The organism is Mariniflexile sp. TRM1-10, assembly GCF_003425985.1.
Lineage (GTDB): Bacteria > Bacteroidota > Bacteroidia > Flavobacteriales > Flavobacteriaceae > Mariniflexile.
The window spans coordinates 4,347,843-4,371,807 of the sequence record NZ_CP022985.1; the positions used below are offsets into that span (position 1 = coordinate 4,347,843).

The following is a 23,965-nucleotide window of genomic DNA, read 5'->3' on the forward strand; positions in this document are numbered from 1 at the left end:
AAAAAACAAAAAAGCAGCAATACGATCATAATAGCCTTTTTGGAGAAAAAGGTCTTTCCAATATTCTGTATTTCACCACTAAATCTTATCAAAATTCTCTAAAATTCTTTGTTGCAAATCATTTCCTTTTTCAAACTGCTTCTGTAATTGAGCTTTTAAACTTTCCATTTTATCTTCAAACAAGATACCATCATCTTCAACTTCCTCAGTACCCACATATATTCCGGGTGTGAGTTTATAATCTTGTTTTTTAACTTCTTCTATGGTGGCACTGTAGCAAAAGCCATCGATGTTTTCGTAAGCGAAGGACCCTTCGACTGCGCTCAGGGTGACAGGCGTATTTGCATTGCGCCATGCGTGGTAGGTTTCGGTGACCTTATTTATGTCTTCATCGGTAAACACACGTAGTTTCCGGCTTTCCATAGTACCCATTTTTGAGGTGTCTATAAATAGGATTTCGTTGGTACGTTCTCTATGTATACCATCCTTTCCATCTCTGTTTTTACTTAAAATAAATATACATGCAGGAATGCCTGTCGTTAAAAACAGCTTGTCTGGTAAGCGCACAATACAATCTACCATACTTTGATCTACCATGTGTTGGCGTACATTTTTTTCACCTTTATTATTCGAGGTCATCGCACCATTTGCCATAACAACACTCGCTGTTCCGGTATCGCTTAAATGACTCCAAAAGGTTTGCATCCACATGTAATTGGCATTACCATCGGTGGTAAACTCTTCTTTAGGTCCAAATAAACGTGGGTCGTTTTCGGGTAAATCTTCGGAATGCCATTGACTGACATTAAAAGGTGGGTTTACGATGATGAAATCCGCTTTTAAATTGGGGAATTTATCTTGTAATAAGGAATCTCCCAAGCGCACATCAAAGGATAAATCGCGTAAAGCAAGGTTCATTTTGCACAAACGGAGTGTGCCATCATAGCGTTCTTGTCCGTAAATGGAAATGTTGCGCTTGTCTCCACCATGTGCTTCTAAAAACTTTAAGGATTGAACAAACATACCACCAGAGCCACAAGCGGCATCAAAGATTTTACCTTCATAAGGCTCTATCATTTCAACCAATAATCTCACGATACTACCTGGTGTAAAGAATTGACCAGCACCCGAACCTTCGGCAATGGCGAACTTGCCAATATAATATTCATAAACTCGCCCTAGAATATCGCTTTCTGGATTTTCCTTTTCAGACAGTTTAGGGTTTGCCAACAGATTGATTAATCCTGCGACTTGTTTTGCCGTCAGTTGGCTTTTAACAAAAATACGTGGTAATATCCCCTTTAAGTCTGGTCTGTAAGTTGCCAAGGTTTCATCCAATAAATCGAAGGCATTATCAACCAATACTTTAATATTATCCTGTTCGGCGTTATCCTGTAAAAATTGCCAAGTCGCTTTCTCGGGTATGATGTAGGTGTTAAAGGATAGATATTCATCTGGATCTTCCAACACATAGTTTTGATCTTCTTTATTTTGTGTGTAGTAATCTGATTTCGGGTCGTTTAAAAAGGCTTTTAACGAATCTCTGCGCAACTCGTAACGCTCAGACACATGTTTTAAAAAAATTAACGGTAAAACAAAGTCTTTATATTGGTTTTCAGCTACTGCACCACGAAGTTCATTAGCAGCTTTCCATAATTCTTGTTCAAAATTAATATCAGCTTTTGGTTGGTTTTTAATCATTTAACAAATTATATAAACTAAAATTTAAACATATAGAATAGCGACAGTTTAAAGTCGCTGCTATCATTTACTAAAGGGAGACGATAAAGTTAAAAAAGAAAATGAGTTTTTAGATAGATTAGTGAAATTTCTTTCGATAAAACACATTATTAAAAAAAACAGTTTTATGCATAATTAAAGAAATCCTAATTTTAATGATTTTAATTCATTCTCATTATAGGAGAAATTTAGCCAGTCTTTAGATAGCCAATTCCAAATTTTACGTTCTATGAGCTATATTTTTGAATTTTATAGCTCAAATATAACGTTTTTATGAGCTATATAGCAATTATAATTAGCTCAAAATCCATATTTTTTGATTATTACTCCTTAGGCTATTTTAGCTCTTTGGGCATTTCCTATAATAATTCACCTGGGTCTTTGGAAAAATTAGGTAGTTTTGAAATTTTACTTTGAATCTATTTCCCGATGCAAAAATTAGCAAAAATATTACCCAGCAAATCATCGTTTGTTATCTCTCCGGTTATTTCACCAAAGTGGTATAATGCTTGCCGAATATCAATAGCTAATAAATCGCCAGATAAACCAGATTGCAGTCCGTGTTTCACTTTTTCAATGTCATCTAAAGCTTTCAATAACGAATCATAATGCCTTGAGTTCGTTACAATGGTGTCATTATTTCTTAAAGATCCTGTATTAACAAAACTTAAGAGTTTATCTTTTAATTCGTCAACCCCAATCCCTTTTTTTGCAGATAATAATTCTAGATTTGAGATTTGAGATTTTAGACTTGAGATGTCTTCATTGCTAAGTTTATCAACCTTGTTAGCAATAATGATTAAAGGTTTTTGAGGATATTTATTTTTAATCTTTTCTAATTCCACTTTAAATTGCGATCCCAAAGTTTTAAATTGAGTGCTATCAAACAAATAAATAACCACTTGTGCTTGGTCAATTTTTTCAAAAGTTTTTTTGATACCAATGCTTTCAACCACATCTTTCGTTTCACGAATTCCTGCTGTATCAATAAAACGAAACCCAATCCCTCCTATCGATATTTCATCTTCAATGGTATCACGGGTGGTTCCTGCAATTTCTGAGACAATGGCGCGTTCCTCATTTAAAAGCGCATTTAAAAGCGTCGATTTCCCCACATTCGGTTCACCAACAATGGCTACAGGAATACCGTTTTTAATAACGTTACCAACGGCAAACGAGTCTATTAAACGCTTTAAAACAAAACTAATGCGTTCTACCAATTCTTTGAACTGCGTTCTATCGGCAAACTCGACATCCTCTTCAGCAAAGTCTAATTCCAACTCTATTAAGGAAGCGAAATTTAAAAGTTCTTCACGAAGTTTTGCTATTTCAGATGAGAAACCGCCACGCATTTGTTGCATGGCTATTTGGTGGGACGCTTCGTTATCACTAGAAATTAAATCGGCAACCGCTTCGGCTTGGCTTAAATCCAGTTTCCCATTTAAAAAAGCACGCAAGGTAAACTCGCCTGCTGTTGCCATGCGGCAGCCTTTCCTAAGGAATAACTGTATAATTTCCTGTTGAATGTAGTTGGAACCATGACATGACACTTCAACCACATCTTCTCCTGTATAAGAATTTGGATTTTTAAATACCGAAACCAATACCTCATCAATCGTTTTGTTCCCATCAATAATATGTCCTAAATGGATGGTATGTGTTTTTTGGGCACTCAGTGTTTTTTTGCTTTTTATGGATCTAAAACAACTGTCTGCTATAGAAATAGCATCATTACCTGACAAACGTATAACAGCAATGGCACCGGCACCAGATGGGGTCGCTAAGGCTACTATGGTATCTTGATGGATCATAATTTAAACTAAGTAAATACCGTCTGGTTTAATCTCAATCTGTTTCTGTTTATACAAAGTCCCTACGGCTTTCTTAAAGTTCTTTTTGCTCATTTGAAGCACGTCTTTTATAACTTCTGGATCAGATTTATCGGTAAGGTTTAAATACCCACTGTTATCGTGAAGTTCATGCAAAATACGTTCGGCATTCGGTTCTATATTTCTATAACCTATTTGTCCTAATGAAATATCCAATTTATTACCGGGACGAATCTTTTTTACGATGCCCTTTAACTTATCACCAACACTTAAATCGGTAAAAATTTGGTCTTTGTATATAAGCCCTGTATGTACTTTATTAACTATGACGTTCATACCAATATCGGATGGGTGCGATACGATGATATCTACTTCATCAAACTGATTCACGGTAAGTACTTTATTATCTAAAAAACTATTGGTTTTACTGGAAGCTACCAATCTTCCCGTTTTTTCATCTAAATAACAATACACCAAATACCACCCTTTCGGCTTCATTTTAAAGGCTTGCTCTTTAAACGGACAAAATAATTCTTTTACCAGACCCCAATCTAAAAAGGCGCCATATTCTGTCACAGCATTGCAACGCAACAAAGCAAACTCACCGATCTTAATGTATGGCATATCGGTAGTAGCCACAGGGCGTTCTTCGTTGTCCAAATACACAAATACGTCTAACTTATCCCAAATCTTGAACGATTCCGGCACATACCTATTTGGCAATAAAACTTCATTATCTTCCGTGTCTACCAAATACGCACCATGCTCTGTTTCGCGTAGTATTTCTAATGTATTTACTTCCCCAATTCTTATCATGCTGCAAAGGTAATCATATTAGTTTTTAGACAATGAAGTCATTTAATAAAAAAGCGTTTAGTATATAACAAAAATTGAAGTGTGTCATATTGTACTTGTCGAAGTCGAAGTCCCAATACTTCTTACATAGCTTCGACAGGCCTTGTATAACAGGCTATTTTAATCTATAGAGTCCTCGATGGCTCTGCCGGGGTAGTTCATTACCATTTCCAGTGTCAGACTGAGCTTGTCGAAGTCCTTATCTACATCTTCTTATTTATACTACTTTAATAAGCTCATACTTACATCTGATTATATGTGGCTTTTTGTCTTATACTAAAAAAAGCGTTACAATTTTAATTTGAAACGCTCTATAACTATAAAATCTATTTTAGATTAATAAACAGATTCTTTTTTGAAATGCTTAGTCAATAAATAATAAACAACTGCTCTGTATTTATTACGATTGGTCTTACCATATTGCTCCATAACAGTATGGATTCCTTTATCTAAATCGGCACTGTCTTTTAGCCCTAATTTTTTAATTAAGAAATTGTTTTTCACAGTTTCAAGTTCAGCTTCATCTGTTCCGGAAACAGCTGAAGAGTCTGCATTGTAAATTGAAGGGCCACAACCAATTGTTACTTTAGTTAATAAATCCATGTCTGCTGTTACACCACACTTTTCCTTTAAATCTGCAGCATACTTAGCAATAAGTTCGTCACGTTTATTCATAATAAATTTTGTTTTAATGGCTTTAAAGATAACTTTTTTTACAAATTAAACTCATTTAAACGCTTCAAAATTGGCTAAAAAATAGTCCTTTTCACTTACTTCAATCTAAAAAGTTTAAATAAACCATGGACTTGAAGTCCATAGTTTTGTTTGCAGACTAAAAGTCTCCAAGGTTAGTTTGCGAAATTAATCGGTGAAATTTTACCGCAAATTCGCAGATTACCAAAAATGTTAAAAATTTGTGAATTTGTGATAAAAATTTTTAGACCCTAAAAGGGAAATGCACCAAAGTGCATAGTTTTAACTATTTCTGTGACCAATAAATTCAGAAAAAAAAGTCACAACGTATTTTATTTTAAATATTCGAAATATTGAAGAAGCACTTCGTCATTAATATTTTTGGGTGTGAAGATCTCTAAAAGTTTTGGGCGCCCATCTTCCACAAAAAATTCTTTTAAATAATATTCCAATGGTTTTTCTTTTGAAACACTTTTATAAGCAAACCCATACATTCTGCACAAATGCCTTGCATTTAAATTGTGGGTAGTTTCAAAAAAAGTTTCAAAATTATCGGAGTTTTTATGCCCCGGAAGAATTCTAAATATCCCACCTCCCTGATTGTTTATAACAATAATTCTAAAATTCTTAGGAATGTAGTTGTTCCATAGCCCATTGCTGTCATATAAAAAGCTTAAATCTCCCGTTATTAAGGTTGTTGGTTTATCATTCACCACCGCACAACCAATAGCGGTTGATGTACTGCCGTCTATTCCGCTAGTACCTCTATTACAAAAGACCGTATTGTTTTTGTTAATATCGAACAACTGCGCGTAGCGAATCGCCGAACTGTTAGCTATTTGCAAAATATGGTCACTAGGTATATTTTTAAACAGTATATCAAAAACTTTTAAATCGGTAAAAGGGATCGTTTTTAAATATTCGTTGTGCTTTTTTAAACGGTTATTTTTTACGTCAGTCCAATGAGCATTATAATTACTTTTTACATAATGCGTTATTTTTGGTAAAAAGACCGAAAAAAACTGATTAGGCGTCACATCAATATGATTACTTAAACAGAAAAACGTATCGTTAGCACTTTTTTCATCAACATGCCAATGATATTTAGGTTGGAATTTTCGTAATAATGTCTTTATTTTTTTCGAAACAATTAAACCGCCAAAGGTTAGTAAAATCTCTGGTTGAAGTGCCTTTTTCTCTTCTTCTGTTAAAGGTTCTACAATTTGGTCGATGGACGGAAAAAAACTTTCATGATATAAATTTGACGTTGTCTCGGTAAACACAACCACACTGTCATCGTCTGCCAGTTCCTTCAACCATTTCTTATCAATCTCATTTGGGTAATTAGCACCCACAAGTATCATTTTCTTAGAAGTCGAATTCCAGTCTTGCAAACACTCATTAAGCACATAGTCTTCAATAACTTTTGGCTTTAAAGCTGGTTTTATTGACTTTGGGGTCACTCGTAATTTTTCAACGGTTTCATAAAGTGGTTCATCAAAAGGAATATTGATATGTACTGGTCCTTTTTTTAACAATGCAAAATTTAAAGCTTCATTAATTTCTTCTTCATTATGCGTTTGAATGTCTTTCTGCAAACCTAAAAAACGTTCTAATTTGTCTTCAAGGTTTTTCAACATGGGCAATTCTTCGTTTTCAGGAATATTATTCTCGTCTTTTACATCCAGTTTTAGGTTTACGGAATATAAAATATGATTTTCAAAAATATTTTTCTGGTTAATGGTCTGCCCATCTCCAATACCAATTAAATGTTTTGGTCGGTCTGCCGATACCACAACCAATGGAATGTCGCTATAATAAGCCTCTGTAACCGCTGGATAATAGTTTACCAAAGCACTACCCGATGTACAAACCACCGCTGTAGGTACTTTTAATTGTTGCGCGATACCCAAAGCAAAAAAGGCGGCACAACGCTCGTCTACAATACTGTAACAAGTGAAATACGGATTGTTAGTAAAGCCAATGGTTAAAGGGGCATTTCTACTGCCCGGTGAAATAACAATATGCTTTATACCTTTAATTTTAAAGAGCTCTATAACGGTTTGTGCGAGAGGGATTTTTGGATAAATCATATAATTGGATCAATATGTAAAAGTAATAAATAGTGCTTAAAATAAGCTAATTACAAAATATTTTTAATAATTAAAGATTTTGATACGGTTTCTTCCCATTCACTTTCGGGGTTAGAGTTGGCGGTTATGCCTCCACCAACATATATAATGGCCGTATTGTTCTTTAGTTTCATACACCGTAAATTCACATACAATTGTGTGCTTTTTTTGGTAACGGCATAGGCTCTGTTTTCTATATTTCGTTTACCGGAACGTGGCGCAGTAGTCGTCTCAAAATTCAGTTCACCTAAAAAACCTGTATAAAACTCCCGGTTGTAATGTTCATTCTTTAAAATGAATTGTTTTGCTTCTTCCTTTGGCAACCCACAAACTGCTGGTGTTGGATGTATGGTACAAATAATATCTTTTAATGTGGAATCTGTTTTTAAACGTGCCGAAACCATGGTTTTTAAATGTACCAAATTACCTGCCTTTACGGTTTCGGTCTCTGAAACATTTAAACTTTCTATGGAAGGTTGCAAACTATCAACAATAAAATCTGTTACAAATTTTTGTTCCTGTTTTTCTTTGTCTTGCCAAATCACATCTAAATTTCCTTTGTAAACCTGCGTGCCTGCCAACGCCATAATAGAAAACTGGCTGCCTTCAATTTTTATAAGTGTTTCGGGTGTTGCCCCCAACCATAACCCTACTTTGGGGTGGTACCAGCAATAAATAAAAGATGAGGTGTACGTGCTTAAAAGTCTTTTAAAAATAACAATGGGATTGGTTTCTGCTATTAAAACATGTTCTTGTCTTGATAACACAACCTTTTTAAAATCCTTAGCTTCGATAGCTTCAACCCCTTTTTTTACAAGATCTATGTGCTGCTGCTTTTCCTGTTCGTTTATGATTTTTTTGTTTTCTGTAATCCCAATGTCACTTGGCATTAGAGATGACAAAGAAATAACTTCAGAACCATCAAAAGGTATCAATACCGAGGTTTCTAAGTCATCAAATGGAGCAAAGACAAAGCCCTTTTCGGTAAAATCTTTTATGGAAATTAATTCGTTATGAGATTGAAGCAATCCATTAATGTCACTTTTATTAGGCTTTCTATAAACAACAAAGGGCAGTTCATTGTGGTATTGTTGCTCAATACGTTTAAAAAAATCTTCCGAAGTCATTAATCAGTTCTTTTTTGGCAACGAAATGGTGGTTAATTTACAAACCGATATCAGATTATTGGCATCGTCTGTTACTTTAATATCCAGTAATTGTGTGGTTCTGCCTTTATGTACAAACGTTGCCTTAGCATATACAAACCCTTCTTTAATGCTTTTTAAATGATTGGCGGTAATTTCGATGCCCCTTACAAAAAACTGTTCGGTATCTATAAAAATATGGGAAGCAAAACTACCTACGCTTTCAGCCAAAGCTGCGGTTGCACCACCATGCAGCACGCCATCAGGCTGATATACTCTAGAATTTACGGGCATACGTGCTACTAAAAAATCATCACCATAATCTATAACCTCAATATGTAAGGTTTCCATTAAGGTATTTTTACAAGCTTCATTGGCTTTTGCTATAATGACTTCTTTGGTTAATTGCATAGAAATATTGTATTTTTAATCGCGCCTGTAAAAGTACAAAATACACTTGTAACAGATATAAAATTTAAGGTTCAATTTAATATATACCTACCTACACAGAATTAACAAAATGATGCAAGTACCAACTTTAGAAAACGACTATGTAAAACTCTCTTTATTGGGTTTAAGCAATTATAAATATTTAATAGAAGTTGCCCAACAACCCAATCTAGTGCAATACTCCCCCAGTAAAATTGATACACCGGAAAATCTAAAAGAATATGTGCAAGATGCTGTAGATTGCTATTACCAAAAAACAGCCATTCCTTTTATTATTTTTGATAAACGAACAAGTAGTTACGCAGGTTGTACACGTTTTGGATATATCAATTGGCATAATAAAGTGTTGCATATTGGATGGACATGGATAGGAACCCAATTTCAAGGTACGGGATTAAACAAACACATGAAATTTTTAATGCTGCAATATGCTTTTGAAACCTTGAATTTTGATAAAGTTGAGTTTCGAATTGATGAACGCAACATAAAATCCAGAAAAGCGGTTGAAAAATTAGGCGCCAAACTTGAAGGCGTATTACGAAAAGACACCTTGATGCTTGATGGTTTTAAACGAAATACTTGTTGTTATGGAATTTTGAATGAGGAATGGATTGGTATAAAAAATGATGTTTTTAAAGGGTTTTAGAAACCGTGTTTGTAAATCGATAATCGATTAAGGTTTGAAATAATTCTGCCATCAATCTTTGAGTAAGCCAGACCGTCTCATCTTGAAAACGAACATCTAATTTAGTTTCTCCGCTTTCGGTTTGATAAATTATTATTTGAGATTTGTTTTCTTCCATAGCGTTTGCTTTAATTGCTTTAGTCAAAGTGTTTACTATCTCGTCAATATTCAACTCCATATTCTTGGAGTTAACGGGTTATTTATAGCATCATCAATAACCACCACGTATGTTACTATGTATTTCAGATTTATATAATTGTGCTAAAGCTAAATGCGTTTCAGGTGATAACGCTTTAATATTTGAAACTTCGGCATTTGAAATCACTTGCTTTGTAGAACTTGCTCCCGGAATAATACAACTAACAGCTTGGTGGTCTAAAATCCATCGTAAAGCCAGTTGAACCATGGTTAAATTATCTGGCAATATGTTATTTTTAATGGTATCAACAAACTCTAATCCTTTTTCAAATGGCAACCCAGCAAAAGTTTCTCCTACATTAAAAGCATCTCCGTTTCTGTTATAATTTCTATGGTCGTTTTCTGGAAAGCTTGTATTCTTATCAAATTTCCCTGAAAGCAACCCACTTGCCAATGGCAAGCGCACAATAATGCCAACGCCCTTTGCTTCCGCTTGCGGAAATAGTTCGGTTACCAATTTTTGTCTGAAAACGTTAAAAATAACTTGCAACGATAGTAAACCTTCTTGTTGCATACATATTAAACCTTCTTCAACCGTTTCTACACTGGCACCAAAATGTTTAATGAGTCCTTCTTGCTGTAATTCGCGCAACCAATCAAAAACCCTTCCTTCTTTTAAATAGTGTGTTGGAATGCAATGTAATTGTAACAAATCTATCGACTCTACGCCTAAACGTTGTAAAGAACCTTCAACAGATTTTCGTAAAACGTCTTTTGAGTATTTATCTGGATACGCATCCCCTGCTCTACCAAATTTTGTAGCCACACGTATAGGATCATCACACGTTTTTAAAAATTCACCTATAACCGTTTCACTTTTTCCATTGCCATACACGTCTGCAGTATCAAAAAAGGTGATACCATTTTTAACAGATTCATTTAGAATATTTAAAGCAGTTTCTCTTGAAATGTCTTTACCCCAATCGGCTCCTAGTTGCCAGCAACCTAAACCTACTTCACCAATATTAAATCCGTTAACTCCTAATTTTCTGTTTTTCATTGAATGTACTTGTATTAATTTCAAAATTGAGTGCAAATAACACATGTATGTGCTAAAAAAAGACTCTTTGCCGTATAAATATTATAAAAAACGAATATATAACATTTTTAAAGTTTTAATCTATAGTTTTAGTGCAACCAACGAACTTATCTTGACTTTTTGTTTTTATCAAGATAAGTTTGATATTAAAAACACCTTATGAAAATCACAATTGCTTTTTTTATTATATTTTTTTTGAGTTCGAGTATAAGTCATGCACAATTTATTTCTACCGATGACAAATTGCACTTTAGTGCTGGCGCTTTTATTTCCGCAACCACTTATGCCGTTGTTTATACAACCACTAAAAATAAGAAAAAGGCTTTTTGGTATAGTCTTGGAGCTTCTGTGCTTGCTGGAGCTACTAAAGAACTCTATGATAGTGTAAGAAAAGGCAAAGAAGGCTATTCTTATTATTGGGATACCGGTGAATTAATAGCCACTTCTTTAGGGGGATTAACAGCCAGTACAACTATTAGCCTATTTGTTGGAAAAAAAAATAGGGAACAAAAAAAGGTAGCATTGGTGAATTAATATTCATAGTGTCCGATAAAACTTTTACAATTCACTGCAAACACAGTGTCAATGGCTTTTTAAAGAGATCACCGATGTGTGCCCCTATTTTTTTTTATTAATAAGTTACTTAGGGATTATTAAAACAGAAAAGTAAATCATTTATTGTCATTCTCTTGTCTCTTGTCTATTTTCTTTATTCTATTCTCTTTATTCTTCATTATTCTATTAACCGTTTTACTATAGCTTTTACAGGTAATATACTATGCGTATGCTCAATACTAGGACCTGCAACCCAAACCGTTTTATAGGTGGCTTTGGTAGCGGCATTTTTGGTGGCATTCATTCCTATCGAAAAACGAATCATCTTCACCCACTTTTTAAGTTTTTTATGCTTGTTTAAAACAGATTCTATCCAAGTAGCCTTAGTACCTATTTTTTGAACATAAGGTGTATTGATAACAGTACATGGTGTCCCCGAAATACGTTCGGTCATTACAATATCTTCTGCACCGTATTCCACGCAAGCTTGTTTATATTCGTCTGTGACATTAGCTTCAACCGATGCGATAAACGGACTCCCGACAGAAACGCCAGCGGCTCCATAACTTAACATGGTATCAATATCTACTTTGCGTCCCACACCGCCTGCCGAAATAATCGGAATATGGCAATTGGAAACCAACTCTTTTATAAGATTCTCAGGTGACAGATTTCCTCTGTGACCACCGGCTTGATTATTAACAGCTATAACAGCATCGGCTCCCAATCCCTCAACTTTTTTCGCAAATTTTAAATCGACCACATCACAAAACACTTTTATGCCTACTCGATGTGCTTGATTTATGGTTTCTTCCGGACTTCCTAAAGAGGTTATTATAAAATCGCATCCTTCCTCACAAAGTATGCGTAATTGTTCCTTATACTTAATATTCGATTTATTTACTATTAGATTAAATCCAAACGAACCGCCTTCTACTTTTGCATTTTTTAACTCAATAATAGCTGCTCTTAATTCTTCCAAAGTTCTATAATTAAGTGCAGGAATACACCCAGCGATACCACATTTCATAGCTTCAATAACCATGGCGGTATTTGATACCAAGAACATAGGCGCCTGAATTATTGGATATTTAATTTCTAAAAGTTGAGTAAGTTTCGTTGACATTTCTAAAATTGATTTCGACAAATATAACAATATTATGCACGCATAGCATGTTGTTTTGTTTTGAAATTAATAAAATGAAGAACGCAACCATTCAGGGCAAACGTACCAGTTTCAGAAATAAACCATGGACTTGAAATCCATAGTTTTGTTTGCAGACTAATCTGCAAGGTTAGTCTGCGAAATTAATCAGTGGAATTTTACCGCAGATTCGCAGATTATCTAAAATGTTAAAAATTTGCGAATCTGCGGTAAAAATTTTTAGAAACTGAAAGGAAAATGCACTAAAGTACATGGTTTTAACTATTTCTGTTACCAATAAAATAGTAAGTAAACAACTTATTGAATAAAAAAACGCAACCAGAAATGGTTGCGTTTTTAGTCTTATTTGGATTCCTGCCTTCGCAGGAATGACTGTTTATTTCACTTCTTCGAAATCTATACTTCGACTTCGCTCAGCACAGGCTACTTGACTTCTTCGAAGTCTACGTCTTCCACATCGCTAGATTCTGCTTGTCCATTTTGACCTGCAGCATCTGGTCCTGGTTGTGCGCCACCTTGTTGTCCTTCGGCTTGTGCTTTGTACATTTCTTCACTAGCAACTTTCCAAGCTTCGTTAATTTTCTCTAAAGCTGGGTCTATAACCGCTACGTCTTTAGTTTCATAAGCTTTCTTAAGTTCTTCTAATGCTTCTTCAATTGGTTTCTTTTTATCATCAGATAATTTATCACCAAATTCCTTTAACTGACTTTCGGTTTGGAAAATCATGGCATCAGCAGCATTTAATTTTTCTGCTTTCTCTTTGGCTTGTTTATCTGCCTCAGCATTAGCTTCTGCATCTGCTTTCATTTTTTTGATTTCTTCTTCAGTTAAACCAGAAGATGCTTCTATACGAATATCTTGTGTTTTATTTGTAGCTTTATCAGTAGCCGTTACATGGATAATACCATTGGCATCAATATCAAACGTTACTTCAATTTGTGGCGTTCCTCTTCTTGCTGGTGGAATACCATCTAAGTGAAAACGACCAATGGTTTTGTTATCGGCAGCCATAGCTCTTTCACCTTGTAATACGTGAATTTCTACAGATGGTTGATTATCGGCAGCTGTTGAGAATACTTGGGATTTCTTAGTAGGAATCGTCGTATTAGCTTCAATTAGCTTCGTCATAACGTTACCCATAGTTTCGATACCTAATGATAATGGGGTTACGTCCAATAATAATACATCTTTTACATCACCAGTTAATACACCACCTTGAATACCGGCACCTAAAGATACAACTTCGTCTGGGTTCACACCTTTACTTGGAGATTTTCCAAAGAATTTCTCAACAGCAGCTTGAACTGCAGGGATACGTGTAGAACCACCTACTAAAATAATTTCGTCAATATCACTTTTACTTAAACCTGCTGCTTTTAACGCAGATTCACATGGTGCAATGGTACGTTTTACTAAATCGTCAATTAATTGCTCAAATTTAGATCTTGTTAAGGTACGTACTAAGTGTTTTGGTCCACTTGCAGTAGCCGTGATATATGGTAAGTTGATTTCTGTTTGTGCAGAAGATGATAATTCAATCTTAGCTTTTTCAGCAGCTTCTTTTAAACGTTGTAAAGACATCGGATCTTTACGTAAATCCATACCTTCATCGGCATTAAACTCATCTGCCAACCAGTTGATGATTTTTTCATCTACATCATCACCACCTAAGTGCGTATCACCATCAGTAGATAATACTTCAAATACACCGTCTCCTAATTCTAAAATAGAAACGTCGTGTGTACCTCCACCAAAGTCAAATACCACGATTTTTTGGTCTTTACCTTTTTTGTCTAAACCATAAGCCAATGCTGCAGCTGTAGGTTCGTTTATAATACGTCTTACCTTTAAGCCTGCAATTTCTCCAGCTTCTTTAGTAGCTTGACGTTGACTGTCGTTAAAATATGCAGGTACCGTAATAACTGCTTCTGTAACAGTAGTTCCTAAATAATCTTCAGCAGTTTTCTTCATTTTTTGAAGAATCATAGCAGATAATTCTTGAGGTGTGTATAAGCGCCCGTCTATGTCTACACGAGGCGTATCGTTATCACCTTTTACCACCTTATATGGTACACGCTCTGCTTCTTTTTTAGATTCAGAATATTTATTACCCATAAAACGCTTAATAGAATAAACGGTTTTTGTAGGGTTTGTTACTGCTTGTCTTTTTGCTGGGTCACCAACTTTAATTTCGCCGCCTTCAACAAAAGCAATAACCGATGGCGTTGTTCTTTTACCTTCTGCGTTTGGGATAACAACGGGTTCGTTACCTTCCATAACAGAAACGCAAGAGTTGGTTGTACCTAAATCGATTCCAATAATTTTACTCATAATATATTTTTTATTTGTGTTGAATGTTCATTTTTAAATTCGATATGTAAAAGTCAATGATTATGCCAATAAATGAATGCTGACATGATGTCATATTGATAATGATTCGTAATTTATTACTTTTACCAATCTTGAAAATGCTTATCATAATAATACCAACAAATCACTAAAAGCAATGAAAAACATTTATTTACTAATTATTACAGTATTACTCGTATCATGCAATCAAAAAACCAAAATAGTAGAAACCGATCTTTTTCCTGACGGAACTAAAATTCCTGATTGGTTTCATGACTATTCTAAAATAAACCCTGAAGATTTAGGTGCTTTTTATACCATCACCGATTATGGTGTTAGTAACGACAGTACCTTAATACAAACAGAAGCCATTCAAAATACTATAGATGAAGCTTACAGAAATGGCGGCGGTGTTATTGTAATTCCTAAAGGGACTTTTTTAAGTGGTGCGCTGTTTTTTAAACCAAATACCCATTTACATGTCGCCGAAGGTGGTGTTTTAAAGGGTTCTGATAATATTGCCGATTACCCATTTAAACCTTCTAGAATTGAAGGGCAAAGTATTGAATATTTCTCAGCCTTAGTAAATGCCTTTGGTATAGACGGATTTACCATTACCGGAAAAGGGACTATTGACGGAAACGGTTTAAAATATTGGGAGGCTTTCTGGCAACGTAGAAAAGAAAACCCTAAATGCACCAATTTAGAAGTATCAAGACCACGATTGGTATTTATTTGGAAATGCAATAACGTACAAGTACAAGATGTGAAATTGCGAAACTCTGGTTTTTGGACCAGTCATTATTACCAATGTAATAACGTGAAAATTTTAGATTTACGCATTACTTCGCCACATGAACCAGTAAAAGCTCCAAGTACCGATGCTATTGATATAGATGTATGTAACAACATGCTAATTAAAGGTTGCTATATGGCAGTAAACGACGATGCCATTGCTTTAAAAGGTGGCAAAGGTCCTTGGGCAGATAAAGACCCTAGCAATGGCGAAAACACCAATATTATAATTGAAGATTGCGAATTCGGATTTTGTCATGCCGCCTTAACAAACGGAAGCGAATCCATACATAACAAAAACATAGTGATGCGTAATTGTGTCGTAAAAGAAGCCAAACGTTTATTATGGCTAAAAATGCGTCCCGATACAGCCCAAAAATACGAATACATAACCGTTGAAAATATTACAGGTGAAGCCCATAGCTTTATTTATATTAAACCCTGGACACAGTTTTTCGACTTAAAAGGAAGAAAAGATGTGCCTCTATCATATTCAAACCATATTACGATGAGAAATATTGACTTAAAGTGCGATATTTTTTATGATATGAAGATTACCGAATACGACAAGCTTTCCAATTTTACATTTGAAAACATAAAAGTTGAAGCCAAAGATGCCACTTACGATAAAAGCATCATTAATGGCGTTACTTTTAAAAATGTTGAAGTAAATGGCGAACTCATTAAGTAAACGCATCTGGTTTTAAAAAATGCTTTACATGAGTAAACTCATTTTTTATTTCTTACGAATTTGTTTTACTACTTTTGCTTCCTATCAGAAAAAACAAAAATATGTCTACTGCAAAAAAAGAATATAAACGTGTTACTGTAAAAACACTGGTTGATATGAAAGCCAATGGTGAAAAAATATCCATGCTAACAGCCTACGATTACACCATGGCAAAGATAGTAGATGGTGCTGGTATAGATGTTATTCTTGTTGGTGATTCGGCTAGTAACGTCATGGCGGGACATGAAACGACATTGCCTATTACTTTAGATCAAATGATATATCATGCATCTTCGGTAATTCGTGCTATAGACCGTGCTTTAGTGGTAGTAGACTTGCCTTTTGGAAGCTACCAAAGTGACCCGAAAGAAGCCCTGCGTTCTGCTATTAGAATTATGAAAGAAAGTGGCGGACATGCTGTAAAACTGGAAGGCGGAAAAGAAATTAAAGAGTCCATAAAGCGTATTTTAAATGCTGGTATTCCTGTTATGGGGCATTTAGGTTTAACGCCACAATCTATCTACAAATTTGGAACTTACACTGTTCGCGCTAAAGAAGAAGAGGAAGCGCTACGCCTTATTGAAGATGCCAAAATGCTTGAGCGCATTGGTTGTTTTGCTATTGTCCTCGAAAAAATACCTGCTAAACTTGCTCAAGAAGTAGCAGAAAGTGTTAGCATTCCCATTATTGGAATTGGCGCTGGTAATGGTGTTGACGGACAAGTTTTGGTTCTACATGATATGCTAGGTATGACACACGAATTTCATCCACGTTTTTTACGCCGCTATATGAATTTGTATGAAGACATGACCAATGCCATTTCCCAGTATGTTGAAGATGTAAAATCGATTGATTTTCCTAATGATAATGAGCAGTATTAATTTAGATTGTTAGACTTGTTAGACTTGTTAGATTGTTGGACTTGTTAGATTGTTGGACTTGTTAGATTGTTGGACTTGTTAGATTGATGGAGGTTTTAGAGAATTAGACTTATTTAGTTTTATGCATAATTTAAAGAATTAGAAATATGGAAAAGAGGCCGACATTTTTGTACTGGAATATATTCTTTAACTTCTAAGTTTCCTGAATCGGAAAAGTTCGGATTATCAAATCAACTTCGAAAAGCTTCTGTTTCAATCCCTTCTAATATTGCCGAAGGTTCATCTAGAAAATCAAATAAAGATTTTTCTAGATTTTTAGAAATTACATTAGGTTCTTGCTATGAAATCGCTACCACCAATGAGTTTATTGCAAACAAAAATCAACAAGTAAAGCGATAACATATGACCAATAAAAAATAAATATTTACATATGAAATAGAGACACAATTACTTATTGCTTTCGATTTAAAATTTATTTCTTTTGAAGAACTAAATCTTATTTCAAAAGAATTAGAAGAAATAATAAAAATGATTTCTAAATTCAAATCAACACTAAAAATATAAATAGTCTAAGTAGTCTAATAATCTAATATGTCCAAATTGTCCAATAAAAACAACCTACAGGTTTTATATGAAGATAATCATATCATCATCGTAAACAAACGTGCTGGCGATATTGTACAAGGTGATAAAACAGGCGACAAACCATTAAGCGATATTGTTAAAGCATACATAAAAGACAAATACAACAAACCTGGGGATGTCTATTTAGGGGTTGTGCACCGTTTAGATCGCCCCACGACAGGCCTTGTTATTTTTGCAAAAACCAGCAAAGTATTACCTAGATTAAATGCCTTGTTTGTCTCAAAAGATATTGACAAAACCTATTGGGCTATTGTAAAAAACGAACCACCAAAAGCAAAAGACACTTTGGTTAATTGGCTAAAAAAAAATCCAAAAAACAACAAATCCTCAGCTTATCCAAAAGAAGTAAAAGACAGTAAAAAAGCCATTCTTCATTATAAAACATTAAAGAAATTAGACCATTATTTCTTGCTTGAAATTAATTTAGAAACGGGCAGGCACCACCAAATACGTTCGCAATTATCAACTATTGGTTGCCCCATAAAAGGTGATTTAAAATACGGGTTCGATAGAAGCAATAAAGATGCCAGCATCCATTTGCATGCCAGACACATTACCTTTATACATCCTGTAAAATTAGAACCCATACATATTACTGCACCTTTGCCAAATGATCCTATTTGGGATGCTTGTAATGGTTGAAAGTCTCAAAGTTGCAAAGTTGCAAAGTCTCAAAGTTTCTGAGTTTTTGAGCTTCAGAGTTTCAAAGACTCAAAGTTGCAAAGTTTCTGATATTCAGACTAAGTTTCTCTTCTATTTCCCCTATTCTCTATTGCCTATTTGCCTACTGTCCACTGCCTACTGACCACTGCCTACTGCCTACTGTCTACATCTATTTTCTATTGTCCATTTTTTTAAATCGCTTCGTATTATGTGATTAGAATTAATCAAGGATGTTCCCTATCTTTATGAAAAAACATTTTGGATAGTATTAGTAACATTATTTCGTATCAAAAAGCATTTTTTAATTCACAAAAAACAAAATCGGTAGCAACCAGATTGATTTATTTAAAGGCTTTGAAAAATGAAATCATTTCAAAAGAACAAGCTATTTATGATGCATTAAATAAAGACTTTAAAAAGCCGGAATTTGAAACTTTTCTTAGTGAATTTGGACTTGTTATGTCCCAATTAAATTTGGTTATTAAAAACCTTAAAAAATGGTCAAAACCAAAACAGATGAAGTCGTCTATCTTAACATTCCCCTCTAAAGATTATATTTATAAAGAACCCTACGGAAACGTGTTGGTCATTGCGCCTTGGAATTATCCTTTTTTACTGGCTTTAGAACCAGTTATCATGGCAATTGCCGCAGGAAATACGGTCATTCTAAAACCAAGCGAACTTACCAAACACACCTCGCAATTAATAACAGATATATTAACGACTGTTTTTCCAGAAGCGTATGCTAAATCCATACAAGGTGATGCGAATGTAGCAACAGAGTTATTGGCCCAAAAATGGGATTATATTTTCTTTACAGGAAGTGTATCTGTTGGTAAAATAATCGCACTAGCAGCCGCAAAACATTTAACACCGGTTACTTTAGAATTAGGCGGTAAATCACCCTGTATTATTGATGATACGGTAAACTTAAAACTTGCTGCAACACGAATAGCTTGGGGTAAATTTTTGAATGGCGGACAAACATGTATCGCTCCCGATTATATTATTGTTAAACACAATGTTAAACAGGAACTTATTGTATTTTTAAAAGATGAAATAACTAGGTTTTATGGTGAGAATCCTAAAGAATCGGTAGATTTTCCAAGAATTATAAATACTAAAAATACTTTACGAATCGCTCATATGCTAAAAGATGCAAATATTATTTTTGGTGGCACTATTGATGAAACAAACAACTACATAGCTCCTACTATAGTTGATGAACCTACTTTAGAAAGTGACCTGATGCGCAATGAAATTTTTGGTCCTATTTTACCAATTCTAACTTATGATACCCAAGAAGATATAGACCGTATTATTACAAGTTTTGAAAAACCTTTGGCGTTGTACACCTTTTCGAATAACAAAATATTTGTAGAGCATATATTAAACACTTACAGTTTTGGTGGTGGTGTGGTTAATGATGTTTTAATTCATTTTGGAAATCACAGACTCCCTTTTGGGGGCGTTGGAGCTAGTGGCATGGGCGTTTACCACGGAAAACATGGGTTTGACACTTTTTTACATAGCAAAGCCATTATAAAACGAGGGAATTGGATGGATCCTCCACTAAGATATGCGCCCTATAGTGGCAAACTCAATCTTATAAAAAAACTTTTTAAACTCTTTTCGTAATTATAATATTGTGTTATTTATCAGTCTGTTTTTTAACCGCAAAAACGCAAAGGTTTCCGCAAAGTACAGCAAAGTATGACCTGAGCAAAACCGAAGGGAACTCACAGATTATTTACTACTCTTTATTTACTACTCTTTTTATTCCGTTTTTCAACAATGCAACATTGAAGTTGATTAACAATCCAAGTTTGAAATTGCCAAGCTTCATATAAGTTAGTGTTTGTGCCAAATGAACATCATTTAATGCTTCCACACTTTTTATTTCAATAACCAGTTTATGCTCTACCAATATGTCCATTCTGTAACCACAATCTAATTTAACCTCTTCAAAAACTAAAGGCATGGGCTTTTCCTTTTCTGCAAACATTCCAGATTGAATGATTTTGTACATTAAACATTCTTTATACGCGCTCTCAAGTAACCCAGGCCCTAGTGCCTTATGAACTTCAATGGCCAAACCTATTATCTTATTAGCGATTTCGTTTTCTGTCATACTATTTTTTTAACGATTACGGTTTCGCAAAGAATTCAAAGTAAACTTTTGCGAACTTTGCGATTTTTCTTTGCGTTCATTGCGGTTGTTATTTAATACTGATTAGTTGCCATTGGATAATTTAAAATTAATTTTACACCTTCACCTGGTTGGGATGTTAATTCTAATTGAGCGTTTATTAACGATGCTCTACTCTTCATATTGATTAGACCAGAACCCTTCTCGGTTTCATCTAAATTAAACCCTTTCCCATCATCTTTTGCGGTAATTACTAAATTATTAGGTTGATAGTCTAAAACAATAAGTATGTTTTTTGCTTCGGAATATTTTACCGAGTTCGATAAAAACTCTTGAAGTATTCTAAAAAGAATTATTTCATGCTTTCTTTCTTTAAAATCTACGCTTTCCCCTATTGTTTTAAGTTCTGCCGAATCGAATGTCATTTTTTTCATTCGGTTCAATTCGTTAGTAATGGATTTTTCAAAACCAACATTTAATACCACTTCATTGTTTAGTGTTTTTGAAAGTGCCCGTACTTCGGCCAAGCTTTCTTTAAGTGCATCGGTGGTGTCTTTAAATTTTTCTTTCACATCGTCCGCCACCTGCATTTTTAAAATGCTTAACTGCATATTCGCAAACGATAGCAACTGACCAATATTATCATGCAACTCCCATCCAATATTTTTCAAGGTTTGCTCCTGGGTTTCGGTTTGTGCTTGTGTAATTTCTGCTTCAAAAGCCTGTTCTTGTTTTATTTTCTCGAATAATAATTTATTCTTCCTTTTTAAAAAAACTACAAAAAATACAATAACCAATGTGGTTACAATAACCAAAACGGCAATCATGTACACCAATAAATAGCGTTCTGAAGCGGTGCTAGCCAACCGTTCGATTTGTTGTATTAAAGCCATATTAAGTAAAAGTTCATTCATTGCTAGTTACTGTTTGTCTGCTTCAGGTTTGCAAAAAATTAATGCAAATGTAAATGTCAAGTACATCACTATGTTTGCGAACAAATAGATTTGCCATTTTAAAAATATAAAATTCCAATCGTAATGAGAATTATAAATATCATAAAACACCAAAGGTGTTATAATAAGCCACCAAATAAATATGGCAGCACTTATGTAAAAATTAATGGATTTGTAAAACGTTAATATCTTTTCGCTACTTAATATTTCAAAAAAATAAAATGCCGTGCATAAAAAAATAATGATTGCTCCTAGAATACTTATTATTGGAAAAAATAGATTAAAATAGTCGTCCCAATTGAATAGTATGTAAATGATTGAAAAGACTAAAAAGGAATAACTACTGTATTTTACAATTCTTTTAAATTTTTCATTTGTTAAGATGCTATTATAATAAAATGAGAAAAACATAATAGCTCCAATTTTCCAATACAATGTTGCCCACCAAAAATTTTTAATGAAAACAGTACCTTCTAAAAAGCTCAAAAAGCCATCTTTTATATAATGTACATAAGTATTAGATAAATCACAAACAGATAAATACACTAAAAACCATATAAAATATTTAGCAGCTGTTTGTTTATACTTCTTGTAAAGCAATAAACCTGTAAAAGCTGCTAAAGATTCAATACTAAACGTTATGGTGTTATAGTATTCTAATAAAAATGCGTTCATTAAAATTATTGTGGGTAGCCACCTGTTCCTCCTGCACCCTCATTTAAAGGATCTACAGGAACATCTTCATGACCTCCTCTTAAATTAAGGTTTAAGCTACTCGCTGTAGATTTTTTTCCCGTGGGCACTATAAACATAGTGGTTAAATCTTTTTTGGTTAGCCCTGCATTTTTCCCGTAAACACCTAAATATACACGTATTCCAGTCATTTGGTAGCCCAAACTATCTGCTTGGTTTTTTGCATAGCCTAAATAATTTTCAATATCTTCTAATGACCAATATGTAGAGCGGTCGTCCTGTTTTCTTCCTTGTTTTTGTGCTGCTGAATCTACAGCTGCCTTCCTGTGTAAAGTCCAATTAGCATTCAACTCTTTAGCCTTTTCAACAGAAATGACTCCTTTTGGTTTTACTATTTTAACTGGGTCCTCTCCTTTTTCTCTCGGACAAAAAAAATAGGTTACCAAAGCACCTATAATGATTCCTAAAATAATGTAGCTTAGTTTTTTCATATGTAAATATTTATTGGTTTTTAATGGTCATATGGACACGAGCGATAGCGAACTGGCGAAGCAATCGCTTTATTTTCATTGGTGCTTGCGTTTCCAAATCATGGCGATTTCATAATATAAATTAGTTGGTTTAAATAGCTGTTTAAAAGTAGTAAAAAAGTTTTAATTACAAGAGACTGTTTAAGTTTTATCCTTTTGGTTCTTTTATGTGCCTTTTTCCGCCATACTTCAGCTATTTTTCGGTTTATAGCTATGTACTTCTCCCTCGCGGCAGCCTGGCTCCTTCGCTAAAAAGGTCTCCCAGACCTTTTTTATACGCTCGGCCCTGTCTGACAAAAAAATACCCTATAAAACATTCCAAAAACAAAATTTAAACAGTCTCTAAAATAAGAATCATTATGTTGAAAAACCTCATATAACAACCCCAATTCCATCAAGTACCCAAGTTCAAAGATCCAAGACCCAAACCAACCATTAACCTTTCACGTTTCACGATTCACGAATTCACGAATTCACGAACTAAAATTAATAGCCGTGCTGTGCTTTACTTCATTAATTACAAACATACTATGAGTACTACCAATATGTTTGATAGATGTTAGCTTTTTTACCAAAAACTCTCTAAAAGCAGCCATATCTTTTACCAATACTTTTAATAAGTAATCGTAATCGCCACTAATATGGTAACACTCCAGCACTTCGGGCAAATTAGCAACTTCTTTTTCAAATTTAACCACATAATCTTGTGCATGTCGAATGAGCTTAATATGACAAAATGCTACAAACGATTTTTCTACAAGATCCTTATTAACCAATGCTACATAACTATTAATAAACCCTTCTTTTTCAAGTTTTTTAATCCGTTCATAGACTGCCGTAACAGAAAGATTTAACTTGTTTGAAAGCTCTTTATTGGTCTGTTTGCTGTCCGTTTGCAAATATTCCAATAGCTTTTTATCAATATCGTCAAATATCATAACTGAATAAAATTCGTTAAACCGCCGTTTTATATATACTTTGTAAATTTATAATCTGTAAAAAGAAACTAATATAGTTTTATTTACTAATATAAACAATATTTATTGTTTTTTAATCTATTAATACTGAATTTTGTTAGATAACCAATACTT

The 23,965-nt window shown here is 34.2% G+C and carries 22 protein-coding genes and 1 pseudogene; 7 read left to right on the forward strand and 16 right to left on the reverse strand.

Features of this window, described 5'->3' with window-relative positions:
* Positions 1-78: 78 nt before the first annotated feature.
* From CJ739_RS17945 to CJ739_RS17975, 7 genes are all read right to left on the reverse strand, one after another.
* Positions 79-1,701 (reverse strand): type I restriction-modification system subunit M, encoded by a 1,623-nt coding sequence (locus tag CJ739_RS17945; protein ID WP_117177817.1) that lies wholly within the window; start codon positions 1,699-1,701, stop codon positions 79-81.
* Positions 1,702-2,159: 458 nt separating this feature from the next.
* Positions 2,160-3,551 carry a tRNA uridine-5-carboxymethylaminomethyl(34) synthesis GTPase MnmE gene (mnmE, locus tag CJ739_RS17950; protein ID WP_117177819.1) on the reverse strand — a complete coding sequence of 464 codons (1,392 nt, stop codon included), beginning with the start codon at positions 3,549-3,551 and terminating at the stop codon, positions 2,160-2,162.
* 3 nt (positions 3,552-3,554) lie between these two features.
* Complete coding sequence (locus tag CJ739_RS17955; RefSeq protein WP_117177821.1) at positions 3,555-4,385, reverse strand: CvfB family protein; 831 nt, start codon at positions 4,383-4,385, stop codon at positions 3,555-3,557.
* 375 nt (positions 4,386-4,760) lie between these two features.
* Positions 4,761-5,099 carry a DUF2853 family protein gene (locus CJ739_RS17960; RefSeq protein WP_117177823.1) on the reverse strand — a complete coding sequence of 113 codons (339 nt, stop codon included), beginning with the start codon at positions 5,097-5,099 and terminating at the stop codon, positions 4,761-4,763.
* Between the two features lie 350 nt (positions 5,100-5,449).
* Positions 5,450-7,210, reverse strand: coding sequence for a 2-succinyl-5-enolpyruvyl-6-hydroxy-3-cyclohexene-1-carboxylate synthase (menD, locus tag CJ739_RS17965; protein ID WP_117177825.1), 1,761 nt, complete (start codon positions 7,208-7,210; stop codon positions 5,450-5,452).
* Between the two features lie 50 nt (positions 7,211-7,260).
* A complete protein-coding gene (locus CJ739_RS17970) occupies positions 7,261-8,376 on the reverse strand; it encodes a chorismate-binding protein (protein ID WP_117177827.1) in 1,116 nt (371 codons plus the stop codon).
* Between the two features lie 3 nt (positions 8,377-8,379).
* Positions 8,380-8,805 carry a PaaI family thioesterase gene (locus CJ739_RS17975; RefSeq protein ID WP_117177829.1) on the reverse strand — a complete coding sequence of 142 codons (426 nt, stop codon included), beginning with the start codon at positions 8,803-8,805 and terminating at the stop codon, positions 8,380-8,382.
* 112 nt (positions 8,806-8,917) lie between these two features.
* Between CJ739_RS17975 and CJ739_RS17980 the strand changes: the two genes are divergently transcribed.
* Positions 8,918-9,490 carry a GNAT family N-acetyltransferase gene (locus tag CJ739_RS17980; RefSeq protein WP_117179119.1) on the forward strand — a complete coding sequence of 191 codons (573 nt, stop codon included), beginning with the start codon at positions 8,918-8,920 and terminating at the stop codon, positions 9,488-9,490.
* Here the strand turns inward: CJ739_RS17980 and CJ739_RS20475 are convergent.
* Positions 9,477-9,707: a virulence RhuM family protein gene (locus tag CJ739_RS20475; protein ID WP_205419432.1), complete on the reverse strand. Its 231-nt coding sequence runs from the start codon at positions 9,705-9,707 to the stop codon at positions 9,477-9,479. The two genes, CJ739_RS17980 and CJ739_RS20475, sit on opposite strands and share 14 nt — an antisense overlap.
* A gap of 33 nt (positions 9,708-9,740) precedes the next feature.
* Positions 9,741-10,727: an aldo/keto reductase gene (locus tag CJ739_RS17990; RefSeq protein ID WP_117177831.1), complete on the reverse strand. Its 987-nt coding sequence runs from the start codon at positions 10,725-10,727 to the stop codon at positions 9,741-9,743.
* A gap of 198 nt (positions 10,728-10,925) precedes the next feature.
* On the opposite strand from CJ739_RS17990, the gene CJ739_RS17995 reads away from it, so the two are divergent.
* Positions 10,926-11,300, forward strand: coding sequence for a hypothetical protein (locus CJ739_RS17995; RefSeq protein WP_117177833.1), 375 nt, complete (start codon positions 10,926-10,928; stop codon positions 11,298-11,300).
* Positions 11,301-11,499: 199 nt separating this feature from the next.
* Here the strand turns inward: CJ739_RS17995 and CJ739_RS18000 are convergent, their stop codons facing one another.
* Both CJ739_RS18000 and dnaK read right to left on the reverse strand, forming a co-directional pair.
* The gene (locus tag CJ739_RS18000) at positions 11,500-12,447 is read right to left on the reverse strand and encodes an NAD(P)H-dependent flavin oxidoreductase (protein ID WP_117177835.1); all 948 of its coding nucleotides are present in this window, start codon (positions 12,445-12,447) and stop codon (positions 11,500-11,502) included.
* A gap of 462 nt (positions 12,448-12,909) precedes the next feature.
* Entirely contained in the window at positions 12,910-14,817 is a 1,908-nt protein-coding gene (gene dnaK / locus CJ739_RS18005; RefSeq protein ID WP_117177837.1) for a molecular chaperone DnaK, read from the reverse strand.
* A gap of 175 nt (positions 14,818-14,992) precedes the next feature.
* On the opposite strand from dnaK, the gene CJ739_RS18010 reads away from it, so the two are divergent.
* The 5 genes and pseudogenes from CJ739_RS18010 (at position 14,993) to CJ739_RS18030 (ending at position 20,187) form a co-directional block, all read left to right on the forward strand.
* On the forward strand, positions 14,993-16,321 hold the full coding sequence (locus tag CJ739_RS18010; RefSeq protein WP_117177839.1) for a rhamnogalacturonidase: 1,329 nt from the start codon (positions 14,993-14,995) through the stop codon (positions 16,319-16,321).
* 101 nt (positions 16,322-16,422) lie between these two features.
* Positions 16,423-17,241 carry a 3-methyl-2-oxobutanoate hydroxymethyltransferase gene (gene panB / locus CJ739_RS18015; RefSeq protein WP_117177841.1) on the forward strand — a complete coding sequence of 273 codons (819 nt, stop codon included), beginning with the start codon at positions 16,423-16,425 and terminating at the stop codon, positions 17,239-17,241.
* A 144-nt stretch (positions 17,242-17,385) separates the two neighbouring features.
* Positions 17,386-17,805: pseudogene (locus CJ739_RS18020) on the forward strand (four helix bundle protein).
* 27 nt (positions 17,806-17,832) lie between these two features.
* Positions 17,833-18,528, forward strand: a complete 696-nt coding sequence (locus CJ739_RS18025) for an RluA family pseudouridine synthase (protein ID WP_117177843.1) — start codon at positions 17,833-17,835, stop codon at positions 18,526-18,528.
* 279 nt (positions 18,529-18,807) lie between these two features.
* On the forward strand, positions 18,808-20,187 hold the full coding sequence (locus CJ739_RS18030; RefSeq protein WP_335645410.1) for an aldehyde dehydrogenase: 1,380 nt from the start codon (positions 18,808-18,810) through the stop codon (positions 20,185-20,187).
* A gap of 115 nt (positions 20,188-20,302) precedes the next feature.
* Here the strand turns inward: CJ739_RS18030 and CJ739_RS18035 are convergent, their stop codons facing one another.
* The 5 genes from CJ739_RS18035 to CJ739_RS18055 form a co-directional block, all read right to left on the reverse strand.
* Entirely contained in the window at positions 20,303-20,680 is a 378-nt protein-coding gene (locus CJ739_RS18035; RefSeq protein WP_117177847.1) for a GxxExxY protein, read from the reverse strand.
* 92 nt (positions 20,681-20,772) lie between these two features.
* The gene (locus tag CJ739_RS18040; protein WP_236951547.1) at positions 20,773-21,612 is read right to left on the reverse strand and encodes a sensor histidine kinase; all 840 of its coding nucleotides are present in this window, start codon (positions 21,610-21,612) and stop codon (positions 20,773-20,775) included.
* A gap of 6 nt (positions 21,613-21,618) precedes the next feature.
* A complete protein-coding gene (locus tag CJ739_RS18045) occupies positions 21,619-22,326 on the reverse strand; it encodes a hypothetical protein (protein ID WP_117177849.1) in 708 nt (235 codons plus the stop codon).
* 5 nt (positions 22,327-22,331) lie between these two features.
* Positions 22,332-22,835 carry a hypothetical protein gene (locus CJ739_RS18050; RefSeq protein WP_117177851.1) on the reverse strand — a complete coding sequence of 168 codons (504 nt, stop codon included), beginning with the start codon at positions 22,833-22,835 and terminating at the stop codon, positions 22,332-22,334.
* Between the two features lie 512 nt (positions 22,836-23,347).
* Entirely contained in the window at positions 23,348-23,812 is a 465-nt protein-coding gene (locus tag CJ739_RS18055; RefSeq protein ID WP_117177853.1) for an Lrp/AsnC family transcriptional regulator, read from the reverse strand.
* Between the last annotated feature and the right edge of the window lie 153 nt (positions 23,813-23,965).

Excerpts from the sequence above, each read along its gene's own strand:
- CJ739_RS17945 (WP_117177817.1), bottom strand. The coding sequence starts at position 1,701 with ATGATTAAAAACCAACCAAAAGCTGATATTAATTTTGAACAAGAATTA.
- mnmE (WP_117177819.1), bottom strand. The coding sequence starts at position 3,551 with ATGATCCATCAAGATACCATAGTAGCCTTAGCGACCCCATCTGGTGCC.
- CJ739_RS17955 (WP_117177821.1), bottom strand. The coding sequence starts at position 4,385 with ATGATAAGAATTGGGGAAGTAAATACATTAGAAATACTACGCGAAACA.
- CJ739_RS17960 (WP_117177823.1), bottom strand. The coding sequence starts at position 5,099 with ATGAATAAACGTGACGAACTTATTGCTAAGTATGCTGCAGATTTAAAG.
- menD (WP_117177825.1), bottom strand. The coding sequence starts at position 7,210 with ATGATTTATCCAAAAATCCCTCTCGCACAAACCGTTATAGAGCTCTTT.
- CJ739_RS17970 (WP_117177827.1), bottom strand. The coding sequence starts at position 8,376 with ATGACTTCGGAAGATTTTTTTAAACGTATTGAGCAACAATACCACAAT.
- CJ739_RS17975 (WP_117177829.1), bottom strand. The coding sequence starts at position 8,805 with ATGCAATTAACCAAAGAAGTCATTATAGCAAAAGCCAATGAAGCTTGT.
- CJ739_RS17980 (WP_117179119.1), top strand. The coding sequence starts at position 8,918 with ATGCAAGTACCAACTTTAGAAAACGACTATGTAAAACTCTCTTTATTG.
- CJ739_RS20475 (WP_205419432.1), bottom strand. The coding sequence starts at position 9,707 with ATGGAGTTGAATATTGACGAGATAGTAAACACTTTGACTAAAGCAATT.
- CJ739_RS17990 (WP_117177831.1), bottom strand. The coding sequence starts at position 10,727 with ATGAAAAACAGAAAATTAGGAGTTAACGGATTTAATATTGGTGAAGTA.
- CJ739_RS17995 (WP_117177833.1), top strand. The coding sequence starts at position 10,926 with ATGAAAATCACAATTGCTTTTTTTATTATATTTTTTTTGAGTTCGAGT.
- CJ739_RS18000 (WP_117177835.1), bottom strand. The coding sequence starts at position 12,447 with ATGTCAACGAAACTTACTCAACTTTTAGAAATTAAATATCCAATAATT.
- dnaK (WP_117177837.1), bottom strand. The coding sequence starts at position 14,817 with ATGAGTAAAATTATTGGAATCGATTTAGGTACAACCAACTCTTGCGTT.
- CJ739_RS18010 (WP_117177839.1), top strand. The coding sequence starts at position 14,993 with ATGAAAAACATTTATTTACTAATTATTACAGTATTACTCGTATCATGC.
- panB (WP_117177841.1), top strand. The coding sequence starts at position 16,423 with ATGTCTACTGCAAAAAAAGAATATAAACGTGTTACTGTAAAAACACTG.
- CJ739_RS18025 (WP_117177843.1), top strand. The coding sequence starts at position 17,833 with ATGTCCAAATTGTCCAATAAAAACAACCTACAGGTTTTATATGAAGAT.
- CJ739_RS18035 (WP_117177847.1), bottom strand. The coding sequence starts at position 20,680 with ATGACAGAAAACGAAATCGCTAATAAGATAATAGGTTTGGCCATTGAA.
- CJ739_RS18040 (WP_236951547.1), bottom strand. The coding sequence starts at position 21,612 with ATGAATGAACTTTTACTTAATATGGCTTTAATACAACAAATCGAACGG.
- CJ739_RS18045 (WP_117177849.1), bottom strand. The coding sequence starts at position 22,326 with ATGAACGCATTTTTATTAGAATACTATAACACCATAACGTTTAGTATT.
- CJ739_RS18050 (WP_117177851.1), bottom strand. The coding sequence starts at position 22,835 with ATGAAAAAACTAAGCTACATTATTTTAGGAATCATTATAGGTGCTTTG.
- CJ739_RS18055 (WP_117177853.1), bottom strand. The coding sequence starts at position 23,812 with ATGATATTTGACGATATTGATAAAAAGCTATTGGAATATTTGCAAACG.